Source organism: Shewanella sp. SM74 (assembly GCF_025653725.1).
Lineage (GTDB): Bacteria > Pseudomonadota > Gammaproteobacteria > Enterobacterales > Shewanellaceae > Shewanella > Shewanella oncorhynchi.
Genome location: NZ_JAKKRZ010000034.1, coordinates 1 through 25708, shown reverse-complemented (window position 1 = coordinate 25708; position 25708 = coordinate 1). Strand labels below are relative to the sequence as shown.

The window sequence follows — 25708 nt, the reverse complement described above, 5'->3', positions numbered from 1 at the left end:
TCAGCGTGATAGATCAAGGAGAAAGCGTGCTCGAAAATCAAATGATGTTACTGGCGGTATTTGAACGGGCGGCCTTGATGCTGATGACCTTGTTCTTTTTAACTCGCACTCGACCGTTTCAGCGTTTATTCCAAAAGCGTAATCATACCCCCGCAGAGTTGGTTTCTGTGGCGGCGATATTTTGCTTATTTGCAGTGTTTAGTACTTATACCGGTATTGAGGTTGAAGGCGCGTTGGTCAACGTGCGGATTATCGCGATTATTTCTGGCGGGATTCTATTTGGCCCTTGGGTTGGCATTCCTGCGGGCGTGCTGTCGGGGCTACATAGATATCTGATTGATATGGATGGCGATACCTCTATTCCATGTTTAATCGCCAGCATTATTGCCGGCCTTATGGCGACGTGGATTTATTACAAATGCCCCAAATCTAAGTTGTGGATTTATGGGATTGTGGCGGGCATGTTGTGCGAAACACTGACCATGTTGTTGATTTTATTGCTGACAGAGCCACACGAGGTGGGTGTCGATATTGTGAATCACATTGCCTATCCCATGATTGCGGGCACTGTGTGTATCGGGCTAATCATCAAGCTAGTGCAGGACCTCGACGATGAGAAAGAGTTGATTGCCGCCAAGCAGGCCAAACTCGCGCTGGATATTGCCAACAAAACCTTACCCTTTTTCCGTAAAATTGACCGCCACGCCCTAGAGCAAGTGTGCTCAGTGATCCGTAATGAAATCCACGCCGATGCCGTGGCCATTACCGATACTCGCGATGTATTAGCCTATATGGGCGTTGGCAAAGATTACTACGAGGTCGATGGTCATCAAGCGATTAGCGAAATGACTCAAAGGGCGATAGAGCAAGATCAAAACATTATTAACAATGACTTACGCCAATATCATTTATCGGATTTTCATTCGGTCATCATAATCCCGCTGCGCGAAAACGGCACTGTGAGTGGCACGCTGAAGATTTACTATCGCAATACCTATCGTATCACTAGCTCGTTGCGGGAGATGGCTGTGGGTTTGTCGCAGCTGATTTCGACCCAGATGGAAGTGTCGCGTATCGAGCAACTGCAAGAGATGACCCGCAAGGCGGAGTTTACGGCGTTGCAGAGCAAGATTAATCCACATTTTTTATTTAATGCCCTCAATGCGATTTCTTCTTTGATCCGTATTCGGCCACAGCAGGCGCGGCAGTTGATTGCTAATCTGGCCGATTATCTGCGCTATAACTTGGCTAAAGGCGATGAGCTGATTGATATCCAAGAAGAAGTGAAACAAGTCCGTGATTATGTGGCGATTGAGCAGGCGCGTTTTGGCGACAAGCTTGAAGTGATCTTCGATGTCGACGATGTGCATTTTTGTGTACCTTGCCTCTTGTTACAGCCGCTGGTGGAAAACGCGATTTTGCACGGCATTCAACCGCGTAGTGCACCGGGCAGAGTGACCATAGAAGTGAAAAAACTCGATGCAGGCATTCGCGTCGCCGTACGCGATACTGGTTATGGGATCCGCCAAGAGGTGATTGATGGCGTAGCTGCTGGCCGTGTAGAAAGTAGCAGTATTGGGCTGATGAATGTGCACCAGAGAGTGAAGTTATTGTACGGCGAAGGTTTGCAGCTTAAACGGCTCGAGCCGGGGACTGAAGTCAGTTTTTACTTACCGGAAAATGAGGCGCAAGTATGTTAAAAGCCATCATAGTTGAAGATGAATATCTCGCCCGTGAGGAGCTAGAGTATTTAGTGAAGAGTCACAGTGAGATAGACATAGTGGCTAGCTTCGAGGATGGCTTAGAGGCCTTTAAATATTTGCAGGATCACGAGGTCGATGTGGTGTTTTTGGATATCCAAATACCGTCCATTGATGGCCTTTTGTTGGCGAAGAATCTGCATAAATCAACCCATCCTCCCCATGTAGTGTTTGTCACCGCCTATAAAGAATTTGCAGTAGAAGCATTTGAGCTCGAAGCCTTCGATTATATTCTCAAGCCCTACAATGAACCGCGGATCATTAGCTTATTGCAGAAGATTGAACAGGTGGGACGACAAGCACCAAAGCCACAACATGAGGCCGCGAGTAACACCAGTCGAACCGTGAATTTAGTCAAAGGTGAGCGGATTATCGTCACGCCCTGCGAGCAAATTTATTATGCTGAGGCCGATGAAAAACTCACCTATGTGTACACCCGCACCGACCGTTATGTGATGCAGATGACCATCAGTGAGTTTGTCAGCCGCTTGCCCGCCGAGGGCTTTTTCCGCTGTCACCGTTCCTATTGCGTCAATATCAACAAAATCCGCGAAATCGTGCCTTGGTTCAATAGTACTTACCTGATTAGGTTGCATGATTTGTCGTTCGAGGTGCCCGTTAGCCGTAGTAATATTAAGGCTTTTCGACAGCTGATGAGGCTGTAATTGTCATTCATTCCTGCAGATCTGTATTTCATGCCTTAATTGATCGGCGCGAATCGCATCTCTCTTATAGTGGGCTCAATTCCTGATCCCCTAAAGCGAGATGCATCATGACTAAAGAGATGAACCGTACTCGGTACCTGACCTTAGTTGGTACTATTATCACCCAGTTTGCACTCGGCTCAGTTTACACTTGGAGCCTGTTCAATGCGCAGTTGGCCGTTAAGCTCGACGAACCCGTCAGCCAAGTGGCATTTGTGTTTGGTTTGCTGAGTTTGTCTTTGGCCGTGGCATCTTCCATGGCGGGCAAATTACAGGAACGTTTTGGCGTACGTAATGTCACCTTAGGCGCAGGCCTGTTACTCGGCGTTGGATTCTTACTCACTGCCCAAGCCAGTAACTTGATGATGCTTTACCTGTGCGCAGGGATTTTAGTGGGCTTTGCCGATGGCACTGGCTACTTGATGACCTTGTCTAACTGCGTGAAGTGGTTCCCCGAACGCAAAGGGCTGATTTCGGCGTTAGCGATTGGCGCTTATGGTCTAGGTAGCCTCGGATTTAAATACATTAACGTGCTGTTACTCGAAAACACTGGCCTTGAAACCACCTTCCAACTGTGGGGCCTGATCGCCATGGCGCTGGTGTTATGTGGCGGTATGTTGATGAAAGATGCGCCTGCACAATCAGCCGCAAGTCAGCAGGCCGAAAGCCGCGACTTCACCCTCGCAGAAGCCATGCGTAAGCCGCAATACTGGATGCTGGCGCTGATGTTCCTGTCTGCCTGTATGAGTGGTTTGTATGTGATTGGTGTGGCTAAAGATATCGGCGAGAAGATGGTCGACTTGCCTGTACTGGTCGCCGCCAATGCTGTTGCTGTGATTGCTATGGCGAACCTCAGTGGTCGTTTAGTGCTGGGTATTCTGTCGGACAAAATCCCCCGCATTCGGGTTATTTCGCTGGCGCAGATCATCACCTTAGTCGGTATGGTGTTACTGTTGTTCATTCCTTTGAATGCTAACCTGTTCTTCGTCGCGGTCGCCTGCGTTGCCTTTAGCTTTGGTGGCACTATTACTGTCTATCCATCACTGGTGAGCGACTTCTTCGGCCTGAATAACCTGACTAAAAACTATGGGGTTATCTACTTAGGTTTCGGTATCGGCAGTATTATCGGTTCGATTGTCGCCTCGTTATTTGGTGGATTTATTGCAACCTTTAACGTGATTTTAGTGCTACTGGTGGTGGCGTTAGTCATGTCATTAACCATTCGTATGCCAGAGCCCAAAATTCCTGCGTCAGCTAAGAGAGTGACTAAGAGTGCATCTCGCTTAGTGAATATGACGGCTGAATCTGCATAGGCGCAAGCTAAGCTTTTCTTCTTTAGCCAAAAGCTAACATAAAAAATCCGCAGCCAAATGGCTGCGGATTTTTTACTGTTTATCCCGTATTTTATGGGCGAGGTTGTTACTCACGTTTAGGCTCGCTGACTTATCTATGTGATTACACTTTTGATGTTAGCTCAGTGCAGCCTCTTTTTTATCACACCAACAACAGGTAACTTGATAGCCTTAAAGCGTTATTCAGGATGTGTTGATGTTAACGGACCCTCTTTTTTGGTTGGTGGCGATACCTGCAGTATTGATTACTGGGATTTCTAAATCAGGTTTTGCGGGTGGCGTGGGCGGATTAACTGTCCCGCTATTGGCGCTGGCCATTAGCCCTGCTACAGCGGCAGCAGTCATGTTACCACTGCTGATTTATATGGATTTTTTAAGTGTACGATCATGGTGGGGGCAACATAATCCGCGTCATTTATGGATACTATTGCCCGCGGCGGTTGTGGGGATTTTTATCGCTTATCTGTTGTTCGATCGATTAAACGAAGATTACTTACGGGCGATTCTAGGCTGTGTGTCCCTCGGTTTTGGTTTGTATGGTTTGATCCTTGGGGATAAAACTCAAGCATCACCTTCACCTCTGATTGGGCGCTTGTGTGGCTTAACCGCCGGATTTACGAGCTTTGTTGCCCATGCGGGCGGGCCGCCACTCAACGCTTATTTGTTGCCGTTGCGTTTAGCTAAGACGGAGTTTTTAGCCACTGCCGTGGTGTTTTTTGCGGTGGTGAATCTGGTTAAACTTGTTCCTTACAGTTTGCTTGGGCAGATTAACCAAGAGAATATTATCGTTTCTCTGTTATTGGTGCCGCTTGCATGGTTAGGGGTAAAGTTAGGTTTATTCATTCAAGATAAAATTGACGATAGGTTATTTAAACGCATCATCTTGATTTTAATGGTGCTGGTGGGTGTGCGTTTATTGTGGACGGCGTTATAGTTTTAAGCTTTAGGTTATATTAGTCTGCTAGAGTGCGCGGGTGTTGGGGCGTTTTGATCCCCAGCCGCCCTGAATTTACCTGATAAAAACTCAAAATTACGTTACTGTGAAATCTGCCTGCAATGAGTTTGAAGCTATGAAACGATTACTGATAGTTATCTTAGCCTTAGGCCTTGGCGCTTGTGCTAGCGCGCCAGAACCTAAGCCTGTGGTAAAGCAAGTTGAACCCGCCACGGTTTGGAATGATAGCAATATCTCCGAACTGCATTCTGAATGGCGCGGAGTACCTTATCGCCTTGGTGGTGGCACTAAGCGGGGCATAGATTGCTCGGCCTTTGTGTCTGTCGCCTATCAGAAGATGTTGGGTATGACCTTACCGCGCACAGTCGAAGAGCAACAAGCCTTAGGTAAACCCGTGCCGAGAAATCAACTGCGCAAGGGGGACTTGGTATTTTTCAAGACGGGCTGGAGCACACATCATGTCGGCATTTATGTAGGAGGTGATAATTTTCTCCACGTTTCCACTAGCCAAGGGGTGAAGATTTCGAGCCTGCATAACAGTTATTGGGCGTCTAAGTATTGGAATGCACGGCGGATTTAACCCTTTGATCGTTTTTATCTTTTGAACGGCTCAACTTGCAGTGAGAGTGCCTGAGCCAATCTCCCTTTATGTCATGTTTTTATCGGCCCAATGCTGCTTTGCTTTGGGGAAGGCGTTTGTCATCAATGAACAATTTTTAAATTCCGAGTGTTTAAACGGTGTTGCGCGAACCCCATCACGTTTTAGTCGCCCCCTTTTCCGAGCATTTATGCTATTTTAGCTGCGGCTTAAGGTCGAAGCTGTAGCGGCTTCTTCCATGCTTGATGTCGACAATTTTCACTTCGGCATGTTTCATTTCAACATCATTGGGGATTTCCTATGAGCAAAGCAAAAATCGGTATTGTGACGGTCAGCGATCGCGCCAGCGCGGGAATTTATGAAGATATCTCAGGCAAGGCGATTATCGACACGCTCAACGACTATCTCACCAGCGAGTGGGAGCCGATTTATCAAGTGATCCCCGATGAGCAGGATGTGATTGAAGCGACGCTGATCAAAATGGCCGACGAGCAGGATTGCTGTTTGATTGTCACTACGGGCGGCACAGGACCTGCGAAACGCGATGTCACCCCAGAAGCGACAGAAGCCGTCTGCGATCGCATGATGCCAGGCTTCGGTGAGTTGATGCGCGCCGAGTCATTAAAATTTGTACCTACCGCCATTTTGTCTCGTCAAACCGCAGGGTTACGTGGCGATTCATTGATTGTGAATTTGCCCGGCAAACCAAAATCGATTCGCGAATGTTTAGATGCCGTGTTCCCCGCTATCCCTTACTGTATCGACTTGATGGAAGGCCCGTATTTAGAGTGCAATGAGTCGGTTATCAAACCATTCAGGCCTAAGGCTAAGTAATCTTGCTATCGAGCCTGTAAAAAAATAAAGCCACTGAAAATCCAGTGGCTTTGTTGTTTGAGGAGCTTAGGGTTCATAACTGATTAATCTGCTGCTTTAGCTCGTACTCTGGCTCTGTCACTATTTTTTCAAGTATTTGTACTCGCTCGATTAGTGTTTGGTTTTGTAGGCTGAGTTGAGTCACTTTATCCTCAAGGTGCCTATCGTCTGCGGTGCCCACTCCAAGTTGGCGCGCCTTTAAATAGTGCTTAAACATCTCAGTAGCGCTGAGGCCAATAATGAAGCTGACCATAATCACCATTAAGACAAATTCGTTTTCCATAACAAACTCCCGTAGCTATTGAGGTTTTCAACTTGGGAGCGACTTAGTTATCGCTCCTCAAGTTTGTCGGTTTAAGTTTATCGTCCCCAAGTTTATCAATCGAAGCGACCTATAAACCGAAGATCACTTTTTCACTCTTGAGCGACCTTTCCATGCCAAAGGCGAGCAATACCGCAATGGCGAGTGTGCCTAAGGTCGAAACCAGTAACTGCAACATGGGCAAGTCTTTACCTTTGATAAAGTCCATTAATGCCTGTTGCTGACCCGAGACTGGCAGCCACTGCAGCATATCTGGCGCTATGTTGTAACTGGCGGCCATCGACAGGGCTAAGGGCACAAACAACACCATGGTCAGGTAGGATTGTGCTTCCTTAAAGGTTTTCGCCATGAAAGACACAAACAATTGTAGGCAAGCGGCCATTAACGCGACGGGGATGCCGACCACTAACATCAGCGCCATAAATTTCGTGGTGATGTTGACGCTAAAGCCGAGTTCTTGCCAAGGCACAAAGGTGTAAGCGATTTTAGACACCAGCAAAATCAGCACTAAACCGAGCAAAGCGAACAGACTCACGGCGATGATTTTCGACAGCACTAATTGGCGCGTCGTCAGTGGATGACTAAGTAACAAAGCCAGCGAGTTACGTTCACGTTCACCCGCGCTGGTGTCGATAGCGAGGTTCATGCCCGAGATAAATACCGAGTAAATCATAGTGAAAATGGCGATACCTAAGATCATCCCACCCTTAGAGTCTGTGGTGGCTTTGTCTTGCACATTCACCTTGAGTGGCTGCACCACGCGCGGGTCGATACCGCGGGCAATTAAACGTAAACTGCCCATTTCAGCGCTGTAGGCCTGCAGTTGTTTCTCGAGTCTACGAATCGAGTTCTGCAGTTTCTCCTCAGAGTTATCGGCCACAATAGTGATCTCAGCGCTTTTGCCTTGGTTCATTTGCGCGGCATAGTCGGTGCTGATGATCAGTTCTATTGCTTTAAGGTCTTTGGCGTCAGAGCCATCGGCTGCGCCTTGAGTGATGCCTTTATTCGATAAAAATCTTACTAAATCAGGTGCTTTCTCGGGATTTGTAATGGTGATTTTCAAATCATCGGGGCTGGTTAATTGGCCAATTAACACCATAAATAGGCCGCACATGATCAACGGTGTGCCTATGGCGTAGTACAGACCCGCCATCACAGAGCGCTTATCGCGGGCGGCATCGATGAGTTCTTTACGAACCATAGCGATTATTTTATTCATGCTGTCATTTCCTTATCCATGATCTTATCTATCTGAGCTTGTACATCATTGATGCTGCCTGCATTCTTGTTAGTTTGAGTCATCATGCCGCTATCCCTTCATCCGTGCCGATCAGTTGAATAAAGGCTTCTTCGAGCGAGTCTTTGCCTGTTTGAATGCAAAGCTCTGTTGGGCTACCAATGGCGACGACTCTGCCTTGGGCCATAACGATCACTTGGTCACACAGTGCGGCGACCTCCTGCATCACGTGGCTCGAGAACAGCACGCAATGTCCTTGATTTTTAAGGTCGATAAGAATGTCACGCAGCAGGCGAGTGCTCATCACATCCAGCCCACGGGTCGGCTCGTCGAGGATAATATTGCTCGGGCTGTGGACGATTGCCTGTGCGAGAGCGGTTTTCATTCTTTGTCCTTGGGAGAAGCCTTTGCAGCGGCGATCGCTAATGTCTTCGAGGCGCAATTTCGCAATCACTTGGCTGGTGGCTTCCTTGGCCTCCTTGGATGATAAGCCGCTTAGCTCGGCAAAATAGCGAATGTATTCCCGTGGTGTTAAGCGTTCATACAAACCAAAAGGGTCGGGGAATAGCCCGAGTTGCTGCTTAGCGCCAATAGGGTCGATGGCGACATCTATGCCTTCGATTTCAGCCTTGCCGTTATCGGGTTTCAGCAGGCCAAAGATAGTGCGTAAACAGGTCGTTTTACCTGCCCCGTTCGGGCCGAGTAATCCTGTGATTTGGCCGTTTTGTGCGACAAAACTTAAGTCATTCAGCGCCTGCACGTCACCGATGCGCTTGGAAAGATGGGATACTTTAATCATGGCTTATTCCTTAGCTCCAGTGCTGGCGTGATCATCTGTTGTCGTGGTTTTTGTGCTGGTCGTATTAAGCGGTTCCACCGAGCTGGCATTTAAATAAAAGCTGCGGCGCACATCTTTGTTTAAACACTCGCCGTCGAGATTGTTGACTGAGCCCGAGCGGACGAGATCGGCAATCAGGTTATTGGCGCAGGATTGATAGGCCACGCCGTGGGTCGCGTAGGGCGCAATAAAGTGTTTGGCATTGGTGAGTTTTTCCATGGCTAACTCGCCCCAGCTTGGTGGGGTGGCGGGGTCGATTTCGCCGGATAACAACAAGGTCGGAATGTCGCTGCTGATAGGTTCGCTAAAACTGTCATCGACCGCGGGGACTTTCCATACTGAACAAGTCGCCTCTAAGCCTTCGAGCATGGTTCTGCCCATAAAGGATTTTTTGGCCTGCTCGCGCATGATTGGGGTAATGCGGTGCATATCTTCGCCACAGACCACAGAGGCGTGCATGCCCATCGCCATGCCAGCATTGTCGATAGTGAGGGCATATAGGCCGAGTATGGGTTGGAAGTTGTTTTTCGATGCTTGATGAATCGCATGGGGCAAGAGGGCGCGCACATTGGCTTGATACAGTGCCATGCGGATCGAGCCAGAGAATTTACCGCGCGTCATGGTTAACATGGTTTTTTCGCCCGTGACGGGATCGTAAACGTTTTCCATCACAGGGCCTGTGGCGAGCTTAGCGTCGACTCGCTCAAAGTCTGCCTTTAACTGGGGGAATTGACTGTTACAGGCGGCGGTTGCTTGGCAATCCTTAAACAATAAGTCGAAGCCACGATCAATCGCAGAGCCGATTTCTAATACGCTTTGCTGCATGGGCACTATGCCGTCTAAGGTCACTGTGGCTAAGTGCTCTGGATATAAACGCATGTAAAGTTGCGCCATGCGAGTGCCGTAGGAGATGCCGTAAATATGTAGTTTTTTATAGCCTAAGTGCGCACGTACGGCTTCGAAGTCTTTAATCGCATTGAGGCTGCCATATTGGGTCACGTCGGCATCAATTTTGGCTAAGCATTTTTGCGTTTCGGCTAAGGTATCGACATTATCGTCATCGAAGGACAGTGGAGATTGAGCACCTTCATCGCAGGCCAGCACATTCGAACGGCCTGTGCCCCTTTGATCGATCAGTAAAATATCCCGCTGTTGGCGGACTTTGCTCAGCATGGCATCGAAACCTGCCGCGTTCTCTATGGCCGATTGTCCTGGGCCGCCGGCAATCGCTAGCAAGGCTTCTTCATGGTTGGCATTTTTCACCGCAGGCAAAACAACGTAATGCACTTGGATCTGTTTGCCATCGGGTTTGTTAGGGTTTTCTGGCACAGTCATAAAACCGCAGTTTAGGCGATCGGATACGCCTTCCACATAACAAGTGTCGGTCTTATTCGCGATATCTGCCGTCGCTTGTGTCTCTTGGCTTTTCACCTCACTCGCCCACGTCGCCGTACTTGCCATTGCCAGTATGAGGGCGCTCATTCTCAAAGTACGCGTGCGCCATGTGGCACCATGCCGTGGCTGAGTTGGCACAAGGCGTTGAACTGTGTTGCTTAACTTCCTGTGTGTCATGCTATGTATCATGCGCGCTTTCCTTTTTGCATTTCAGGACGAGTGTGTTAATTTAAATACCAGTGTATCGGTGTATCAATGTATTAATACAGTGTGTAAAGGCTAATGTTAGAACTTTTAAATGTCAACCCCAGCAGTGGTGAACCCATTTACAAACAATTACACGAACAAGTCGTGCGTTTAATTGTGGGCGGTCAACTGCAAGTGGAAGACGTATTACCCTCAGTGCGCCAGATTGCCGAGCATTTAGCGGTAAATCCCATGACAGTTTCCCGCGCCATTCAACAGCTGGTTGACCAAGGTTGGCTCGAACGCCGCCGTGGCCAAGCGACAAAAGTCGCGTTGCGAACTGAGACTATGGCATCGGGTATTAGCCTGCTCGAACCCCAGATCTATGCCCTGTTGTCGCAGGCAAAGCAGTTAGGTGTCAGCTTGCCAGAGTTGCTGCAACTGCTAAATGAGCGCTGGCAAGATTAGAAACGATAAATAGAATAAAAAGGATGAAATTCGATGGACCAAAAGCGCACGCCAATACTTGAATTTAACCGAGTGAATAAAGTCTTTCGCGGTAAAGGCGCAGGTGAAAAGTGGGCGCTTAAGGATTTATCGTTAACTTTGTCGGCGGGTATGGTGGTGGGGTTATTGGGGCAAAATGGGGCGGGTAAATCGACCCTAATGCGCTGTGCCTTGGGTGTGCTCACACCGGATTCTGGCAGTATTGTTACCCTAGGCGAAACGCCCGAAAATTTAACCTCAAAGGCAAAGGAGCGTTTAGGTTATGTGCCGCAGCAACCCTTTGGTTATGAAGGTTTTACCATTGAACGCGCCCTCGATTTACACCGCAGCTTTTATCCCAATTGGGACATGCAATTAGAGCAAGATTGGTTGGTACGTTTCGAGTTAGATGTGACCCAACAGGTGCAGCGTTTATCAGTTGGGCAAAGGCAATCATTAGTGTTAATTATGGCGATGGCCTATCGCCCTGAGTTGTTAATCCTCGATGAACCCGTTGCCAGCCTCGACCCTATAGTCCGGCGCAAATTTATGGTCGATTTGTTCGATCTCGCCCTCGAATCTGGTTCTGCCGTGCTGTTTTCATCCCATATCACTTCAGATCTAGAGCGTGTCGCTAGCCATGTCGCACTGATAAAACAGGGTGAGTTAGTGCTGTTTAAGGAAATCGATGCCCTGCGTGAAGAAGTGCGCCTACTCACTCTCGCGCCTGAAGCTGTTTTGCCCGAGTCAATTACAGTGCTGAGCCGTGTTGGCGATTCAGTGCTGGTGGATTTAGGTGAGCACAGCGCGTCAATATCAGGCGTGTTAAAGAATGAAGCCTTAAACTTGGAGCAACTGTTTATGGAGCTACACAGATGAGTGCGGCGCACCATAAGCAGATACAAGTCGCGAAGGGCAAAAGAACGAGTCAACGAATGAATCCTTTCAAGGGCATGCTGCGCTTTTGGTGTTTTGATATCGGCAGTGTGAGCTTTTTAGGTACGGCTATACTGGGGGTGATCTTAGCTTGTATCGCTGCGGTTTATGGTAAAAATGATAGTGCTGAACTGTTGTTTTCTATGGGTATTATCTCAAGCTCGGCGGCGGTTGCATGGCAACTCATACGTCTGATGGCGAATGAATGTGCACAGTTAATTCCCCATTATCGTCGCCATATCTACATTCAAAGTGTCATTGTTTTAGTCAGCGTTTTTGGCATAGGAGTCTTGTTCTGTTTGGCTTTAGGTTTGACGGCTAGCCTAGCGAGCTTAGTGCTGGCTTTGGTGATGAGTTTAACTTTTATTTGGCTTTGTTTACTCAGCACTCAGTGGTTTTATGCTTCGTTTTTGCTCTTTGTCTTAATGCCATTTATCCCATTGATTACAGGGCACATTCCCCTTTGGCTAAGTGCTATTACCCTGCTGATTTTAGGTATGCTGATTGCGCGTGCATGCCGTGTTTTACCTTGGCGTGCTGAGGCGAGGACGGTATATCTCAATGGTCTCGAAATGGGCTGGTTTTGGCTGCCCAATCTGCAATCCATGCGTATCTTGAGTCGCTTCGAGCGTTATTTGCATCCGACCAATTTCTTTATTGGCCCTATGCTCACCATTCTATTGTTATTACTGCCTATATTAGCCTTAGTGCTTGGGCTGTTGTCGCATCAATTTCATTGGAACGCCCCTGTATTATTGTTTTTGGCGCAGTTCAGCGTGATTAGTTGTTCGTTGGTGCATTGGAGCCGAGTGCAACGCTCACGCTCGACAGAAACCTTATTGTTGATGCCAGGGTTTGATGGTCGAAAAGGACTCATAGCGGCATTTTGCCTTGGACAGCAAAGACTCCTGAATGTGGTCGTCGGCATTATGCTGACGTGTAGTCTGCTGTTGGGCTGGCTCAATGGTGATCTGAATATGCAGTTAGTGGGTCATCTCGTGCTCAGCACTTACTGGGCCTGCGCTTTGACGTTAGGTTTTGGCTGTATGTGTCGCCGAGTTTTGCATATCACGCTTACTATGATGGTCGTCGCGGGGCATTCCCTGTGGGTGTCCATCAGCCTTACCTCTTTACGTGATGGCGGCAATTTAACTAATTGGTTGCTATGGGATCTACTCTTAATACTGCTGGGGCAAGCGGTACTGATTTGGGGCAAGAAAACCCTCTGGAAGGGCGATGTTATGAGAGCATGTTGACGTTCCGAGATTAAATTTTGTTCGCTCTGGCAAGTAAGTGAAACTAAGAGTGGTACGCCGCTAAAGCCTATTTACAGCGTGATTTGGGCGACATTTGCACAACATTAGAGCAAAAACTCTTAGTTTTTATTTGGCCTTCAGGTAGAATGCTGCAAAAGCGGTACACTTGTAAGCTAAAAAGGTGAGTCTCTTATGTCTCTCGATCAATATCATGTTATTCGACTACTACAGCAGCAGAGCGAGTCTTTAAAAGACGCAGTAGCGCTGGAAGGTTTTGAAATGGCCGCTCCTTGGTATCAGGTGAGTTGGCAAGCCTTCGACCAAATCAGCAGTAAAATTGCACAAGTGTTGATCGAACTTGGCGTACAAGTGCAAGACCGTTGCGTTATTCTGGCGCAAAACTGCCCGCAGTGGACTTGTGCCGATGTCGGCACTCTCAAAACTCGCGCCGTTGTGGTGCCAATTTATCCCACCAGTACCGTCGAACAGGCGAGCTTTATCGTTAACGACGCCACAGCTAAAGTGATTTTTGTCGACGATGCTAAGCAATACGCCATGGCGTGTGAGTTGCAAGCCTTATGCCCAAGCCTAGAGCATGTGATTGTATTCGATGCCAGCGTGACACTCGCTGCCGATAAGGCCAATCAGCATTGGCATCTAGATACCCTACTGGCGGGTGACACTCAGTTAAACATTGAGCAAGAAGCCGAGCTTAATCAGCGTTTACAAGCTGCAAATCTCGATGATTTACTGACCTTAATTTATACCTCCGGCACGACGGGCGATCCTAAGGGCGTGATGCTGGATTACCGTAATATGGCGTCTACCATACGCCAGCACGATCAAAAACTGGCCTTCCATTCTGGCGATGTGTCTTTGGCATTTTTGCCATTGAGCCATGTATTTGAGCGCAGTTGGAGTTTCTACGTCTTGTGCCGTGGCGGCCATAACGTCTATCTGCAAAATACCCAAAGAGTGAAAGAGGCGATTAGCGCCGTGCGTCCACATACCTTGTGTGTGGTGCCGCGTTTCCTCGAAAAAGTGTATAGCGCCGTACAAGATAAAGTCGCCAAATCAGCCGACGGTCGTAAGAAGTTGTTTGCTTGGGCGATGCGCGTCGGCCAACATCAGTTCGAAGTTGGCCAAGGTCGTGCTAAGGGCGGATTGTGGTTGTCGCTGCAATGGCGTTTGGCGCACAAGCTGGTGTATAGCAAGCTGCAAGCCGTGCTCGGTGGCCGTTTGAAGTTTATGCCTTGCGGTGGCGCAGCCTTAGATGTGAATGTCGGTAGTTTTTTCCATGCGATTAATATTCCAGTACTTTGTGGATACGGTATGACAGAAACTAACGCGACTGTGACCTGCAATACCTTAGGTAATCGAGTGCCAGGTTCCAATGGACAACCTTTGCTGGAAACCGAAATTAAGCTAGGTAAGGACGATGAGATTTTAGTCCGCGGCGCGACTGTGATGCGCGGCTATTACAACCGTCCTGAAGATACCGCCGCTGCGTTTGAAGATGGTTGGTTAAAAACCGGTGATGCAGGGCGTTTCGATGCGAACGGCAATTTATTTATTACCGATCGTATTAAAGAATTGATGAAGACCTCTAACGGTAAATATATCGCGCCGCAAAGGGTTGAGGGCGCCGTGGGCTGTTGTCCTTTTATCGAGCAAGTGGCGATTATTGCCGATGCGCGTAATTATGTGACCGCTTTGATTGTGCCAGCGTTTGAGTCACTGGAAGCGTGGGCGAAGGACAAAGGGCTGAAGTATGAGTCACCTTTAGAATTGCTGCGCCATAGTCATGTGGTTGAGCATTTTGAGCAACGCTTAAAGCAGTTACAGCATGAGTTGGCCGGTTTTGAACAGATTAAAAAGTTCACTCTGTTGCCTGAAGCGTTTTCGATGGAAGCGGGTTTAATCACCCCAACGCTCAAGCTGCGCCGCAAGATGATTTACCATAAATATGCCCATGAAATAAATGCTATGTACAACAACTAATTGTTAACTTGTTGTTGCTAAAGGCCGCAGAAGCGGCCTTTTTTTTATCTACTACTTCCTGAAGTGCTTTTCTTCGCTTAAAATTCGCCCCGTTTACTGGTGCGCATGAGGCGCGAGGCGTCGGTATAAAAGGTGTAGTTAAATGGAACTTTCGATTCGTAGTTTATTCACTGCAGCGAGTGCGGTGTTGTTATCTTCTTTAACTGTCATTCCTGCAGCTGACGCTGAGGATTACGACAAAATCGTCCATGGCCCAGTGGACTTGCCTAACGGGCAATGGCTCAATTTCTATCAAAAAGATCATAAAGTGTGGGGCGAAATGCTCTATGGCGATGCGCCCGGCGTGCGTCTTGATGATTATGGTTCTGCTGAAGTGGTTGCGGTTTTTTACCTCGATTTTGATAAAGGTGGCACCAAAGAAGTGGTTGTCATGCTTAAAGATGCCGATGGTCAGCATTTACGGGGCTATGGTTTTGAAGGGGATGATCTCACAAAACTTCCCCGTCTACAGGTTGTGCTCGATGAAGTCGCACCAACCTTAACCTCGTTTACCGTGGGTAGCGTTCGTAAAGTGTTAAGCCAAATTCCGCCGCAACAATATCGTATGACCTATGATGTTGACGCGATTGAAGATCCCGCCATTAAAGCGATTGTCGATGGTTCTACTAAGCTCAAGCCGACCTTAGTGGGTTATCGTAATTCCGAAGGTTCCCCCGTCGATGTGAAGACCGCCGTCGAATATAAATTACGTTATCCACTCACTCGCAAAGATAAAGATGCCCAAGGGATTGAGCGCCAATATAGCTTAGTGACCACCTTTGATCGCAGTGGATATAGTGAAGAAGATGGCAGTTTTGTGTTGGTGAGCGTGGCCTTTGAGGCCGATGACTTTGATTGGCTTAAAAGTGGTGGTGCCGTGATCCCTAAAACTGGCCCATCCTACGATTTTATGAGTATGAGCATGGCGAGTACTTGGGCAGGGCTTGCCAGTGAAAGTCATTATGCCCAAGGCGTGCTTGATGGCCCATATGCGGCCTACGATGGTCGCAATGGTAGCGTGGTTTACTCTGGTAACTACAAACAGGGCAAAAAAGTCGGTAAGTGGATGGAGACAGAGAACCAAGCCATTTATTGGGAAGGCGAATATCTTGACGGTAAAAAGCAAGGTAAATGGATTGCACAGTCGATGTTCGATGAGGCCGATAGCTTTGGTTTTGCCCATTACAATCAGGATGTGCTCGACGGCCCCTACGAAGTCTATGAGCCCGATTATGACTCCAGTGCAGAAGGCGATAAGCGATTAGTGGCAAAAGGCATTTATCTCAATGGCGTAAAAGATGGCGAGTGGCTTGAGGCTGATGGTAGCAAAGGCCAGTATCAAAAGGGTGTGAAGCAAGGCGCTTGGGTCGATAAAGTGACGAGCGGACATTTCCGTGATCAAGTAGGTGAAGGCGCCTATCTTGCAGGAAAACGCACTGGCCCTTGGGTATTTAAAGCCGAAGATGGGACTCGTACCGAAGTGAACTATGTCAATGGCTTACGTCAAGGAGAGTCTAAATCATTCGACAAAAATAATCTGATGTTTAATACCCGTCATTATGAGCAGGGTCGCCTTAATGGTCAGAGTATTTGGTATTCAAGTCCGAATGTCGTGGTGGATATCGCTAACTACCGCCAAGGAGAGTTGGATGGTCAGCAAATGCGCTTTAATCCCCAGAACGGTGAGCTGACTGAACTAACGAGTTATAAATTCAATGAAGCGGTGACGCTTAAGCCTTCGCACGATGAATGTATTATGCGTGAGAATCCCTACTCAGATGATTGTGAAGGGGTGATTAATGGTAAAAATGAAGCAATTTCATCGATAAAACACGGTGAGCAGCGCGAATATCATAGCAGCGGCTCCTTGTATAAATTGGCTTATTACACCAATGGCGCTGTAGATAAAGAATATCAGTTTGATTCCAATGGCCGTTTATTAAATTTAAAAACGTACAAAGCGGGTAAGGAATACGGCCCAAGTATCAGTTATTCCACTGATGGTGGTTACTCACTCTCCCGATATGGTCACCAAGTGAATAACCGTGTCTCTGGCCCCCATTACAGTTTCTATCCCAATGGGCAATTAAGAAGCCTGTGGAACTACTGCCAGCAAGAAGGCGAAACCTGGAACGGTGAACCTTATTTCTGGGATAACGCCATTGCGCGCTGCGGTATACAGCGGGAGTACTTTGATAATGGTGCCGTGAGTTGTATTGAAGACCTCGATAGCAATTATGCCGTGGATAAAGTGTGTTACGACATGAATGGCAAGATAGCGAATGAAATGCTGCGTATCGATGAACAGCATGTGGTACACAAGCGCTACATTAACGGTGTCATCTATTCCGAAGAGCCGGGTTTTGCCGATTACTCACATATCACTAAGGGCCGTAAGATTTATCACTTAGAGAACCCAAAAACTCATGGGGTGTATAAGTCTTATAAAAATGGCAAGTTAGAATACGAGAAAATGTATGATATGGGTAAGGCTGGATGCCTTAAAAAGTACGATGCTAACGGCAAGCAAACCCCAGAAACGGCGAGTTGTCAGTTTTAAAATGCTGGGTTTGGGCTAGTGGCTAGAACCTGTTTGGCTTAGGATAATGGATGAGTTTGGTGGTTTGGTTTCATTGCGATAATCACCACGCTCTTCCAGTTATAAAATAATAAAAAGGAAGTTTGCATGTCAGCCACAGAATACAGTCTCGAAATCAATCCAAGATTTACTGAAACCGACGGCCTAGGTCATATCAACAACACTGTTATCCCCGTATGGTGCGAAGCGGCGCGCACGCCAATCTTTGAGATTTTTAATCCCGAGTTAGATTTACATCAGTGGAATCTTATCGTGGCGGGGTTTACCGTGGCATTTATCGCGCCGACTTACTATGGCAAGAGTGTCACAGTAAAAACCTATGTCAGCCGTATCGGTAATAGCAGCTTCGAGCTGACCCAAACCTGTTGGCAAGCGGGTAACAAGACCGCCGAAGTAAAAACTACCTTAGTGCACTACGATTACAGCAGTGAAAAAAGCCGCCCGATTCCTGAAGATATCCGCGAAATGCTCGCTAATCTGAATGGTGAAAGTGCTTAGTCTGCTTACTCTTTCGGTCAGCGTAATTGCAATTGCGCTGCTGAAGGGTTAATTTGTCGACCCGTTAACTGTGATGCAGCTCACTTATCTGTATTGCTTAATTTTTATCGGTTCGGATTAACCATGAGATTCTATTTTACCCGCATGCGATCGAAGGACATTTGTCCACCAAGACAGCCACTTAAAAAGATTGTGTGGTCATGGGTGGGGGCTTTCTGTGGCATTTACTTGGTTGCGAGTCTCGCAAATTATATGAGTGAAAACCTCGTCGACACTATGTTTGTCATTGGCTCGTTCGGCGCGTCGGCTGTGCTAGTGTACGGTGCACCGCTGGCGGAGTTTTCTCAGCCGCGTAACTTGATTGGTGGCAGTGTGTTATCGGCCTTAATTGGGGTCGCAGTGTACCAAGTGTGTGGCGATTATGTGGTGCTGGCGAGCGCCTTAGCGGTATCCCTGTCTATCGCATTAATGTACTTGACCCGCACTCTGCATCCACCGGGCGGCGCAACGGCATTGATCGCTGTGATTGGTGGTGAAAACGTGCATCAACTCGGTTTTCTCTACGCGCTAATGCCAGTGTTCCTCGGCTCAGTATTACTCTTATTGGTCGCGCTGGTGGTCAATAACCTCTCCACCGATCCCAAGCGCCATTACCCTGTGTATTGGATTTAGCTCTGTACAGTACAAGTGTTTTTAAATGTAAAAATAAAGGCTTAAGCTCGGATACGGCTTAAGGCTCTACTCAAGATAGATAAGCAAAAAGGTGCAGTTAAGCACTTTGAAATTAGAATCTTGGATTGGCGTGTAGATATCCGCAGGGCTGAGACCACGCCAAATAGGTCTTTGCTCGTGGGTTAACTTAAACACCTGCTGGGCTCGGTTTAATGTGACACTGAGTTGCGCACCATCGAATTGCCAAGTTCCTGTGTGTTGTTCTAATTCAAAATTGTCATTAATGGGCCTCTCATATTCGAGCACGGCTTGGCCTTGAGGCGAAAGATTCAGGGTTGCATCTCCCGCAGCGCAATGGTCTGTTCTGATAAAGTCTGGTGGCAAAGGTTGCAAAGCCTGTTCACTGTTACGTAAGTAAATACCGATATTATTCATACTGAAAAAGTGCTTACCTTCGGCAAATTTATACTCTGTCGGTTCGGCAAAACCTTGGCCTTTGAGGAGATCTTCAATCTCAGTGATGGCTTGGGAATCGCGATAAGCGGGATTGGTGGCAATGGCCGTATTAGGGAATTCTGCCGGAATGGCGATGGCACTCTGACTTACTTGCCAGCCAGATTGAATCAAGGCGGTTTCAATGGCTTTTACCTTAACGGGTTCAATACCTTGGGTAATCAGAATGGCTTGGCGTTGTTGGCAGGCGGACAAGATAAGTAGGCTTACAAGCAGTAAGCTTTTACGACATAATGCGACTGTCATGTAGCGGTACTCCTTTGCTGCGATGTGTTTGCTTATGTTTTAAGTCTAGTTTTTCAAAAACTTCTGCACATACCAGCAACTGGCTTCTATCTCAAAATCCTGGTTTTTTGCCCACTTTAGGCCATGGCGCACTAAGCGTTCGGCAAGGCCTTTACCGCGCAGTTCGTTGGGGACAAAGGTGCGGCTAAAATCGATATCCTTGTCTGATAATCGGTATTCCAACACGGCTTCATAGCCGTCGACAGGGATAATAAAACGCTGTCTATCCTGTTGATGTTCAATGGCTATCTCGATATTTTCGTTATCTGACATACATGCTTCCCTCAAGGTATGGCCTAAAGTGTGCTGGCAATTCGTTATCGATTTGAATAGCTTAAGCGACTTCGTGCTGTTTGAGAATCGCTAGCAGTTCTGCCGGTAACTCGGCTTTTTTGCCCGTTTTAAAGTTAAACATCACCGCGACTGAAGTACCTAACGTCGTTACTGCCTGCTGCTGTTTACTAAAAGCCTGATAATGCATGGTAAATCTATCGCTGTGAATATCGCTAATACTGACACTTACCAATAAAGTATCGGGGAAAGTCACTGGGCGTTTATAGCGAGCCTGATTTTCGCTAATTACGGGGCCAATGCCGGATTTATACAGGGTATCTAGCGGGAAGAGGCGATTGAAAAAGTCGATACGTGCCGTTTCAAAATAGCGGAAATAAACCACATTATTTACGTGTTGTAGGGCATCCATTTCACCCCAAGCAACGGGGATTTCTGTGACTATGGGGTGCTGTGCGAGAAACTTTTCTATTGCCTGTTCTTGTACACCTTCTTGCAACTGTTGTTTAAATCCCATGATAAAAATCCCAAGTTAAAACGCTCGTTTAAGCGGCCAGACTAGCAGCATAAGATTGCTGCGACAAGTCTTGGCCTAAGCTGATACTGTGGATGATAATGGCAAGCAATGCAGATATGAGTAATGTCTTTAACGGGTTAGGTTGAGCTATGTATATTGGACAAGCGGCAAAGCAAACAGGGCTGTCGATAAAAGCGATTCGCTTGTATGAGGAGTGGGGGCTAATCGACACTCCCGCACGTCAGGGGCGTTATCGTATTTATAGTGCGGCGGATATTAGGCTGTTGTTGCTGATCAAAGAGGCTAAAGCCCTCGGTATTAAGCTTGTCCAACTAAAAGATTTACTCGAACAAGGCGATAAGCATGCTCAGTTAGCCACAGTGCAGGCTTTTTTGTTGGGTATTAAAGCGGATTTTTTACGCCAGATAAGTGAGTTAGAACATAAAGTCACTCAGTTAGATGCCTGTATTGATGGGCTCACCTCCTGTGAATCACAGCTGTTACCTTAGGTATTGACTCTCCCCTTAGGGGCAGAGTTTATGCTATTTGCCACATTGACTGTTATGGAGTTTCATCGTGGCAAAAAAGATTTTAGTGATCTGTGGTAATCCTAAGGCGCAGAGTTTTTGTGAGCATCTGGCTCAAACCTATGCCCAAGCGGCGGCAGATAAACACTCAGTGAGAATCGTCAAACTAGCTGAGCTGAATTTTGACCCGAATCTGACATATGGTTATCGTCAACCTCAGCCACTCGAAGCCGATTTGCTAGCGTTTCAAGCGAATATCCAGTGGGCGGAGCATGTGGTGATTGTCACCCCGATTTGGTGGGGCGGTATTCCTGCTAAGTTTAAAGGCTTAATCGATAGGACATTTTTATCTGGGTTTGCATTTAAATATGAGAAAGGTAAATTGATACCCGCTAAGTTGCTGCGCCATAAAACCTCGCGAATTATCATGACTATGGACACGCCGCCTTGGTATTACAAGTGGTTTCAAGGCGCTCCCGCGCTCAAACAGCTTGATACCGCCACCTTAGTTTTTAGTGGTTTTAAGCGGGCTAAGTCCAATATGTTGGGGCCAGTGATGAGTGCTAAGGAGCCGCAATTGCAACAATGGCGAGCGTTGGTGCAGCGGCTGGGGAATTTAGGTTTATAGAATCGAGCGAAACAAGGAGTGGGGTGTGATTAAACAAGTGGGCAATACTCTTATTCAGCCAAAACACAGAGCGTCCTGCCATTGTGGTGCCGTGGTATTGGAGTTGTCATTGCCTAATGGCATCGAAAATCCACGCCGTTGCGATTGCTCTATCTGTCGCCGTAAGGGCGCAATGGTTGGCTCTGTGCCGCTGGCGGGGATTAAGATCCTCAAGGGTGAAGATGCGCTGAAACTCTATGAATTCAATACCAAAACTGCCAAACACTACTTCTGCTCTATCTGCGGTATTTACACCCATCACCAGCGACGTTCCAATCCCCATGAGTATGGTTACAACATTGGTTGCCTCGAAGGGGTTAACCCATTCGATCTCGAAAATGTGCCCACGAATGATGGCGTTAACCATCCTGCGGATCGTTAGATTATGAACATAGGTCAGTTTGCTGCACTCACAGGGCTGTCGGCGCATACGCTCAGATATTACGAGAAAATTGGCCTACTGCAGTCTGTCGTGCGAAATGGCAGCGGGCATCGTGATTATGCGGCGAAAGAAGCGGAATGGATTGGGTTTATCAATCGCTTAAAAGAAACGGGCATGCCGTTAAAGCAGATATTGACCTATGCCGAGTTGCGTGTCCAAGGCGATGCAACCGCTGGCCAGCGACAGCAGTTGCTCGAGCAACATGCAACACAATTGGCTGAGCGTATTCGCCAAGAGCAGGAGCATTTGGCTGCCCTTAAGCAAAAAATTCACTATTACCAAACTCATTTTTAGTGGCTAAGCTCAGTCGCTAACATTTGTGGTTAAATGCTAAAAAGCTAATATTATTTACTTTTCTATTTGCTTGCGCCTCTAGTCGGCGAGTTAAACAGAGGGTTAGTTTTACTGATCCGCATTGCCTGTGTCATCCATCAATGAACCATTGACTTAGAGTTAACTCTAAGGTTTAGGCTGCTTGCTGTGATTTAATCCAACAGGAGCTAAAAATGAGTAATCAAAGATATGTGCAGGGCCTCGCTAAACTGACTGAAATCGACGGTGAGGCGGGGGAGAAAGTCATCCGCAGTCTTGCCGATATTTGCCCTGACTTAGGCAAGTACATTATTGAATATCCTTTTGGGGATATTTATCAGCGTGAAGGGCTCGATCTTAAGACGCGGGAGCTAGTGACCGTTGCCGCACTCACGGCGCTAGGGCATTGCCAGCCACAGTTAAACGTACATATTAATGGCGCATTGAATGTCGGTTGTACGCCGCAGGAAATTGTTGAGGTGATATTGCAAATGTCGGTTTATGCTGGCTTTCCTGCTGCACTTAATGGCATGTTTGTCGCTAAAACCGTATTTTCTGAGCGGGAGTTAAGCGTCGTTTAGTTAGTCCTGAGTCAGGTTTATCGATTTGCAAGAGTGACCATAAGGCCGCTTTGATTTCCTCTCTCAAGTTCATTTTAGTTGGATTTAAACGGGCGATGGGGTGTTGCAGAGCTTTCATTCGACTCTAAACAGAACGTTCGACTTTGGCTAGAGATAGCCAAAGTGACCAATATACCGAGATTGAGTGGCACAGTTGCCATCACTGTGCTTTGCACATTACAGTGGCAAATGTTGCCCGTCTTACTATTTCAATGGAATGTAAAATAATAATGAATTTAATCGGTTACATTGGGTCAGCTCGCCAATACTTGCGAAAGCTCAGCTTACCATCACTGAGTGACATCCGTTTAGGTTTGGGCAAGTTCTGGCGCTGTCTTATCCTAGGGGTTGCTAAGTTATCCTTTGCGCAAAAGCTGTATCTTATTGCTTTGATATTGGCTTTTAGTAGCGAGTTAATGGGGTTGGTCGCTGTGATTGCCGTAATCGCTATGGCCATCGAGTTTTGGCCTGTGTTCGAGCGGGTTTGGCACAGTTTGGCGGGCAAAGCTGTGTTGTTGCTGTTTTATGCGATGATTGCCAACTTTGCTTTGGGCTGGTCTGGCGCGATAGTTAACGAAGTGGTTGGGGTATCAGCAAGCGATCTCAATTACACCCATAACTTAGCGATTTTACTCTATATGCCCGCTTGGTTTTTGATGGTAAGCGCGATTGTGCTGCTGGCATTGCAGTTGATTATTCCTATCTATTTAATATTGATCTTTTTGCTTAAACCTTTAGGCGTCAAATCGTTACGGCTTACCTCGCATACTTCATTCCGTAAAACGACTTTTTTGATCCGTATCGTGCTAGCGACTGTGGTTTTGTATCACTTGAGCCTGTTAATTGATTTAGAGACGCGCATTGAAACCTCATTTGGCAACTTTATTACCTCTCCCCAAGAAGCCGCTAAGCATGCGCCTCGCGAGCCTAAATCGGGACGGTTGCCGGATGCGACCGATGTGCTGACGGTACCGATTGTAGAGCTAACTCAGACTGCTCTTGACTCTGAAAGCGATAAATCGAGCAAGGCTGAGAATAGTAATGATGACGGCGAGCTGGAAGAGGAAGAGCGCAAAAAGGCCTACGCCTCGGTGCGAACTCAATATCAGTACTTAGTGCGGCAATGGCTAGCTACGTTCGCATTTTCACTTGAAGCCAATGGCCGCTCGCGTTGTAAAAAGCCTGCCGAGTCGAATGTGATTGAATTAAATGATTACGAGATTTTGTTGATCACACCCGATAAGAATGCGGATTATGGTTATCGTTTTGAGGTGGAAAAATGTATCTCGGCCGCGTTTCCGTTGGCGGTGAAGGGCAATTGAGTCAATTAATAAAAAAGCGACCACAAGGTCGCTTTCGTTTTATCGGCTAGCTTGAGCTGACTATCGTGTTATTCAACCATCACGTTATTCAACCATCACGTTATTCAACAATCGCATTATTCAATCAGCAGCTCATCGAAGCTGCTGATTTTGCGGAACTCGCCAGTGCGTTGCTTGCTGTCGCGAACCATTTGGCAGGTCATCATGCCCGCAGCGTCGGCAGCCTTTAATTCTTCAATAACATCAGACACAAACAGTACTTGTTTGGGGCTTAAACTGATGGTGTTGAGGATATTGCAGTAAGCCTGCTTATCTAATTTGTTGCCCGTGCGAGTGTCGAAATGGCCGTTAAACATTTCAGTTAAATCGCCGCCGTCACTGTGGCCGAACAACAGTTTTTGCGCGTCGACAGAGCCGGATGAAAAACTGTAAATACGCAGATTTTGTGCGCTAAAACGTTTCACCGCTTCAATAAAGTCCGGGAAGATATGGCCCTTAAATTCGCCATGGGCATAGCCTTGTTTCCAAATTAACCCTTGTAAGGTTTTAAGTGGCGTAGCTTTACGGTCTTCGTTGACCCACTGTTGCAGGATCTCAGTTACACGCGCTAAGTCAGCCTCGGGCTCTAGGGCGATATCTTTAGTGTCACAAATACAGTTTTCAACCAATACATTGTGTTGGTTCTGTTCTAAAAAGTCTGGCAAGGCTTTGACAGAATAGGGGAATAGTACATCTTGGATAAAGTTTAGGTCTGTCGTGGTGCCTGCTGTGTCTACGACTATGGCTCTGATACCCATAATGTTTTGATACTCCACAATATGTTGGCTAAAAAATGCAACTCCGATCCTAAGCGTTATTGGTGAAATTGGCTAGTCTATTTCACCCAAACACATGGGCAAATTGTGGGTGATATCACTAAGCGATAAGATTGAAATTTGATTAATCTAGTAATTTTAAAAGCTTATCCACTGATTATCCGAGAAAACACTAACTTGATACTGGATTTCATCTCGTTTATTGCGCACAAGTTTGTGGTAGACATAAGACTATGGTCTTAATAGCTAAGGGAAATTTAGGCTGCTATTGTAGTTAAAGTCTCTTTACTCCTTTATACCTTGCATGCTGTGGTTTTCGGGAGACGAGACAGCATATTTCACCTGCGAATAGAGAGACCTTACATGAAATATTTACCCGCACTTGGCTTTGGTATCCTATTAGCCTTATTGAGTTTTATCAGCTTCTCATTGGTTGCCAGCGCAGGGCGGGATTAAGCTTTGTTAAATCTCTTAACCAAAGAAAATATCGCTCCTAAAATCGCCATTCCATGCAGCTTTTCTTATCTTGGTTGGTTTGCTGGCTTTTAGCGGATGCTGCTCTAAAAGGTTCAGCACGATACGACGAAATAGCGCCATCTTCTTCGCGTTTTCACGGTCACCAATCCTTGAACAGTCTTCCCTAAAAGTGACGTCAAGCACCCAGTGTTGCAGGTTCTCGATGTGCCAATG

The 25708-nt window shown here is 47.1% G+C and carries 27 protein-coding genes and 1 pseudogene; 19 read left to right on the top strand and 9 right to left on the bottom strand.

Features of this window, described 5'->3' with window-relative positions; all coding sequences use genetic code 11:
* Positions 1 to 26: 26 nt before the first annotated feature.
* The 6 genes from L5M49_RS21950 (at position 27) to mog (ending at position 6203) form a co-directional block, all read left to right on the top strand.
* A complete protein-coding gene (locus tag L5M49_RS21950; RefSeq protein ID WP_317630040.1) occupies positions 27 to 1700 on the top strand; it encodes a sensor histidine kinase in 1674 nt (557 codons plus the stop codon).
* Entirely contained in the window at positions 1694 to 2425 is a 732-nt protein-coding gene (locus L5M49_RS21945; RefSeq protein ID WP_105250908.1) for a LytR/AlgR family response regulator transcription factor, read from the top strand. Before L5M49_RS21950 ends, L5M49_RS21945 begins: the two co-directional genes overlap by 7 nt.
* Positions 2426 to 2532: 107 nt before the next feature.
* Positions 2533 to 3777, top strand: coding sequence for an MFS transporter (locus L5M49_RS21940; protein ID WP_263147241.1), 1245 nt, complete (start codon positions 2533 to 2535; stop codon positions 3775 to 3777).
* Between the two features lie 235 nt (positions 3778 to 4012).
* On the top strand, positions 4013 to 4750 hold the full coding sequence (locus L5M49_RS21935; protein ID WP_263147238.1) for a sulfite exporter TauE/SafE family protein: 738 nt from the start codon (positions 4013 to 4015) through the stop codon (positions 4748 to 4750).
* Positions 4751 to 4886: 136 nt separating this feature from the next.
* Positions 4887 to 5351: an NlpC/P60 family protein gene (locus L5M49_RS21930; protein WP_105250911.1), complete on the top strand. Its 465-nt coding sequence runs from the start codon at positions 4887 to 4889 to the stop codon at positions 5349 to 5351.
* A 318-nt stretch (positions 5352 to 5669) separates the two neighbouring features.
* Positions 5670 to 6203 (top strand): molybdopterin adenylyltransferase, encoded by a 534-nt coding sequence (gene mog, locus L5M49_RS21925; RefSeq protein WP_106648670.1) that lies wholly within the window; start codon positions 5670 to 5672, stop codon positions 6201 to 6203.
* A 73-nt stretch (positions 6204 to 6276) separates the two neighbouring features.
* Here the strand turns inward: mog and L5M49_RS21920 are convergent, their stop codons facing one another.
* From L5M49_RS21920 to L5M49_RS21905, 4 genes are all read right to left on the bottom strand, one after another.
* Positions 6277 to 6525, bottom strand: coding sequence for a hypothetical protein (locus tag L5M49_RS21920; RefSeq protein WP_263175907.1), 249 nt, complete (start codon positions 6523 to 6525; stop codon positions 6277 to 6279).
* Between the two features lie 109 nt (positions 6526 to 6634).
* Positions 6635 to 7783, bottom strand: coding sequence for an ABC transporter permease (locus tag L5M49_RS21915; RefSeq protein WP_263206968.1), 1149 nt, complete (start codon positions 7781 to 7783; stop codon positions 6635 to 6637).
* 82 nt (positions 7784 to 7865) lie between these two features.
* Entirely contained in the window at positions 7866 to 8600 is a 735-nt protein-coding gene (locus L5M49_RS21910) for an ATP-binding cassette domain-containing protein (protein ID WP_063881864.1), read from the bottom strand.
* A gap of 3 nt (positions 8601 to 8603) precedes the next feature.
* Positions 8604 to 10223 (bottom strand): alpha/beta hydrolase, encoded by a 1620-nt coding sequence (locus tag L5M49_RS21905; RefSeq protein WP_263206970.1) that lies wholly within the window; start codon positions 10221 to 10223, stop codon positions 8604 to 8606.
* 93 nt (positions 10224 to 10316) lie between these two features.
* Here L5M49_RS21905 and L5M49_RS21900 point away from each other — a divergent pair, with 93 nt between their 5' ends.
* From L5M49_RS21900 to L5M49_RS21870, 7 genes are all read left to right on the top strand, one after another.
* Positions 10317 to 10688 carry a GntR family transcriptional regulator gene (locus L5M49_RS21900; protein WP_131524556.1) on the top strand — a complete coding sequence of 124 codons (372 nt, stop codon included), beginning with the start codon at positions 10317 to 10319 and terminating at the stop codon, positions 10686 to 10688.
* Positions 10689 to 10721: 33 nt separating this feature from the next.
* Positions 10722 to 11585: an ABC transporter ATP-binding protein gene (locus L5M49_RS21895; RefSeq protein WP_263206972.1), complete on the top strand. Its 864-nt coding sequence runs from the start codon at positions 10722 to 10724 to the stop codon at positions 11583 to 11585.
* A complete protein-coding gene (locus L5M49_RS21890; protein WP_263206974.1) occupies positions 11582 to 12898 on the top strand; it encodes an ABC transporter permease in 1317 nt (438 codons plus the stop codon). The genes L5M49_RS21895 and L5M49_RS21890 overlap by 4 nt, the downstream gene beginning before the upstream one ends.
* Positions 12899 to 13090: 192 nt before the next feature.
* Positions 13091 to 14899, top strand: coding sequence for an AMP-dependent synthetase/ligase (locus tag L5M49_RS21885; RefSeq protein WP_219251699.1), 1809 nt, complete (start codon positions 13091 to 13093; stop codon positions 14897 to 14899).
* 142 nt (positions 14900 to 15041) lie between these two features.
* Entirely contained in the window at positions 15042 to 17498 is a 2457-nt protein-coding gene (locus tag L5M49_RS21880) for a toxin-antitoxin system YwqK family antitoxin (RefSeq protein ID WP_263266833.1), read from the top strand.
* A 126-nt stretch (positions 17499 to 17624) separates the two neighbouring features.
* Positions 17625 to 18035, top strand: coding sequence for an acyl-CoA thioesterase (locus L5M49_RS21875; RefSeq protein ID WP_168826862.1), 411 nt, complete (start codon positions 17625 to 17627; stop codon positions 18033 to 18035).
* 123 nt (positions 18036 to 18158) lie between these two features.
* Positions 18159 to 18707: an HPP family protein gene (locus L5M49_RS21870; protein WP_263211912.1), complete on the top strand. Its 549-nt coding sequence runs from the start codon at positions 18159 to 18161 to the stop codon at positions 18705 to 18707.
* Positions 18708 to 18773: 66 nt separating this feature from the next.
* On the opposite strand, the gene L5M49_RS21865 is transcribed toward L5M49_RS21870, so the two are convergent.
* From L5M49_RS21865 to L5M49_RS21855, 3 genes are all read right to left on the bottom strand, one after another.
* Entirely contained in the window at positions 18774 to 19466 is a 693-nt protein-coding gene (locus L5M49_RS21865) for a hypothetical protein (RefSeq protein ID WP_263211910.1), read from the bottom strand.
* A 45-nt stretch (positions 19467 to 19511) separates the two neighbouring features.
* Positions 19512 to 19778 (bottom strand): GNAT family N-acetyltransferase, encoded by a 267-nt coding sequence (locus tag L5M49_RS21860; protein WP_263211908.1) that lies wholly within the window; start codon positions 19776 to 19778, stop codon positions 19512 to 19514.
* A gap of 61 nt (positions 19779 to 19839) precedes the next feature.
* The gene (locus L5M49_RS21855) at positions 19840 to 20268 is read right to left on the bottom strand and encodes an acyl-CoA thioesterase (RefSeq protein ID WP_173248526.1); all 429 of its coding nucleotides are present in this window, start codon (positions 20266 to 20268) and stop codon (positions 19840 to 19842) included.
* A gap of 194 nt (positions 20269 to 20462) precedes the next feature.
* Here L5M49_RS21855 and L5M49_RS21850 point away from each other — a divergent pair, with 194 nt between their 5' ends.
* The 6 genes from L5M49_RS21850 to L5M49_RS21825 all read left to right on the top strand — a co-directional run bounded on the left by L5M49_RS21850 (position 20463) and on the right by L5M49_RS21825 (position 24203).
* Positions 20463 to 20822: a MerR family transcriptional regulator gene (locus L5M49_RS21850; protein WP_105250930.1), complete on the top strand. Its 360-nt coding sequence runs from the start codon at positions 20463 to 20465 to the stop codon at positions 20820 to 20822.
* Positions 20823 to 20889: 67 nt separating this feature from the next.
* Entirely contained in the window at positions 20890 to 21468 is a 579-nt protein-coding gene (locus L5M49_RS21845) for an NAD(P)H-dependent oxidoreductase (RefSeq protein ID WP_263211906.1), read from the top strand.
* 25 nt (positions 21469 to 21493) lie between these two features.
* Positions 21494 to 21889 (top strand): GFA family protein, encoded by a 396-nt coding sequence (locus L5M49_RS21840; protein ID WP_105250932.1) that lies wholly within the window; start codon positions 21494 to 21496, stop codon positions 21887 to 21889.
* A gap of 3 nt (positions 21890 to 21892) precedes the next feature.
* A complete protein-coding gene (locus L5M49_RS21835) occupies positions 21893 to 22243 on the top strand; it encodes a MerR family transcriptional regulator (protein ID WP_113941230.1) in 351 nt (116 codons plus the stop codon).
* A 212-nt stretch (positions 22244 to 22455) separates the two neighbouring features.
* Complete coding sequence (locus L5M49_RS21830) at positions 22456 to 22842, top strand: carboxymuconolactone decarboxylase family protein (RefSeq protein ID WP_263142254.1); 387 nt, start codon at positions 22456 to 22458, stop codon at positions 22840 to 22842.
* Between the two features lie 269 nt (positions 22843 to 23111).
* Positions 23112 to 24203: a hypothetical protein gene (locus L5M49_RS21825; protein WP_263169374.1), complete on the top strand. Its 1092-nt coding sequence runs from the start codon at positions 23112 to 23114 to the stop codon at positions 24201 to 24203.
* A gap of 116 nt (positions 24204 to 24319) precedes the next feature.
* Here L5M49_RS21825 and mtnC read toward each other — a convergent pair whose 3' ends face one another.
* Together mtnC and L5M49_RS21815 are read right to left on the bottom strand one after the other, a co-directional pair.
* Positions 24320 to 25000 carry an acireductone synthase gene (mtnC, locus tag L5M49_RS21820; RefSeq protein WP_105253037.1) on the bottom strand — a complete coding sequence of 227 codons (681 nt, stop codon included), beginning with the start codon at positions 24998 to 25000 and terminating at the stop codon, positions 24320 to 24322.
* Positions 25001 to 25489: 489 nt separating this feature from the next.
* Positions 25490 to 25708, bottom strand: a pseudogene (locus L5M49_RS21815) (ISAs1 family transposase); the annotation flags it as partial.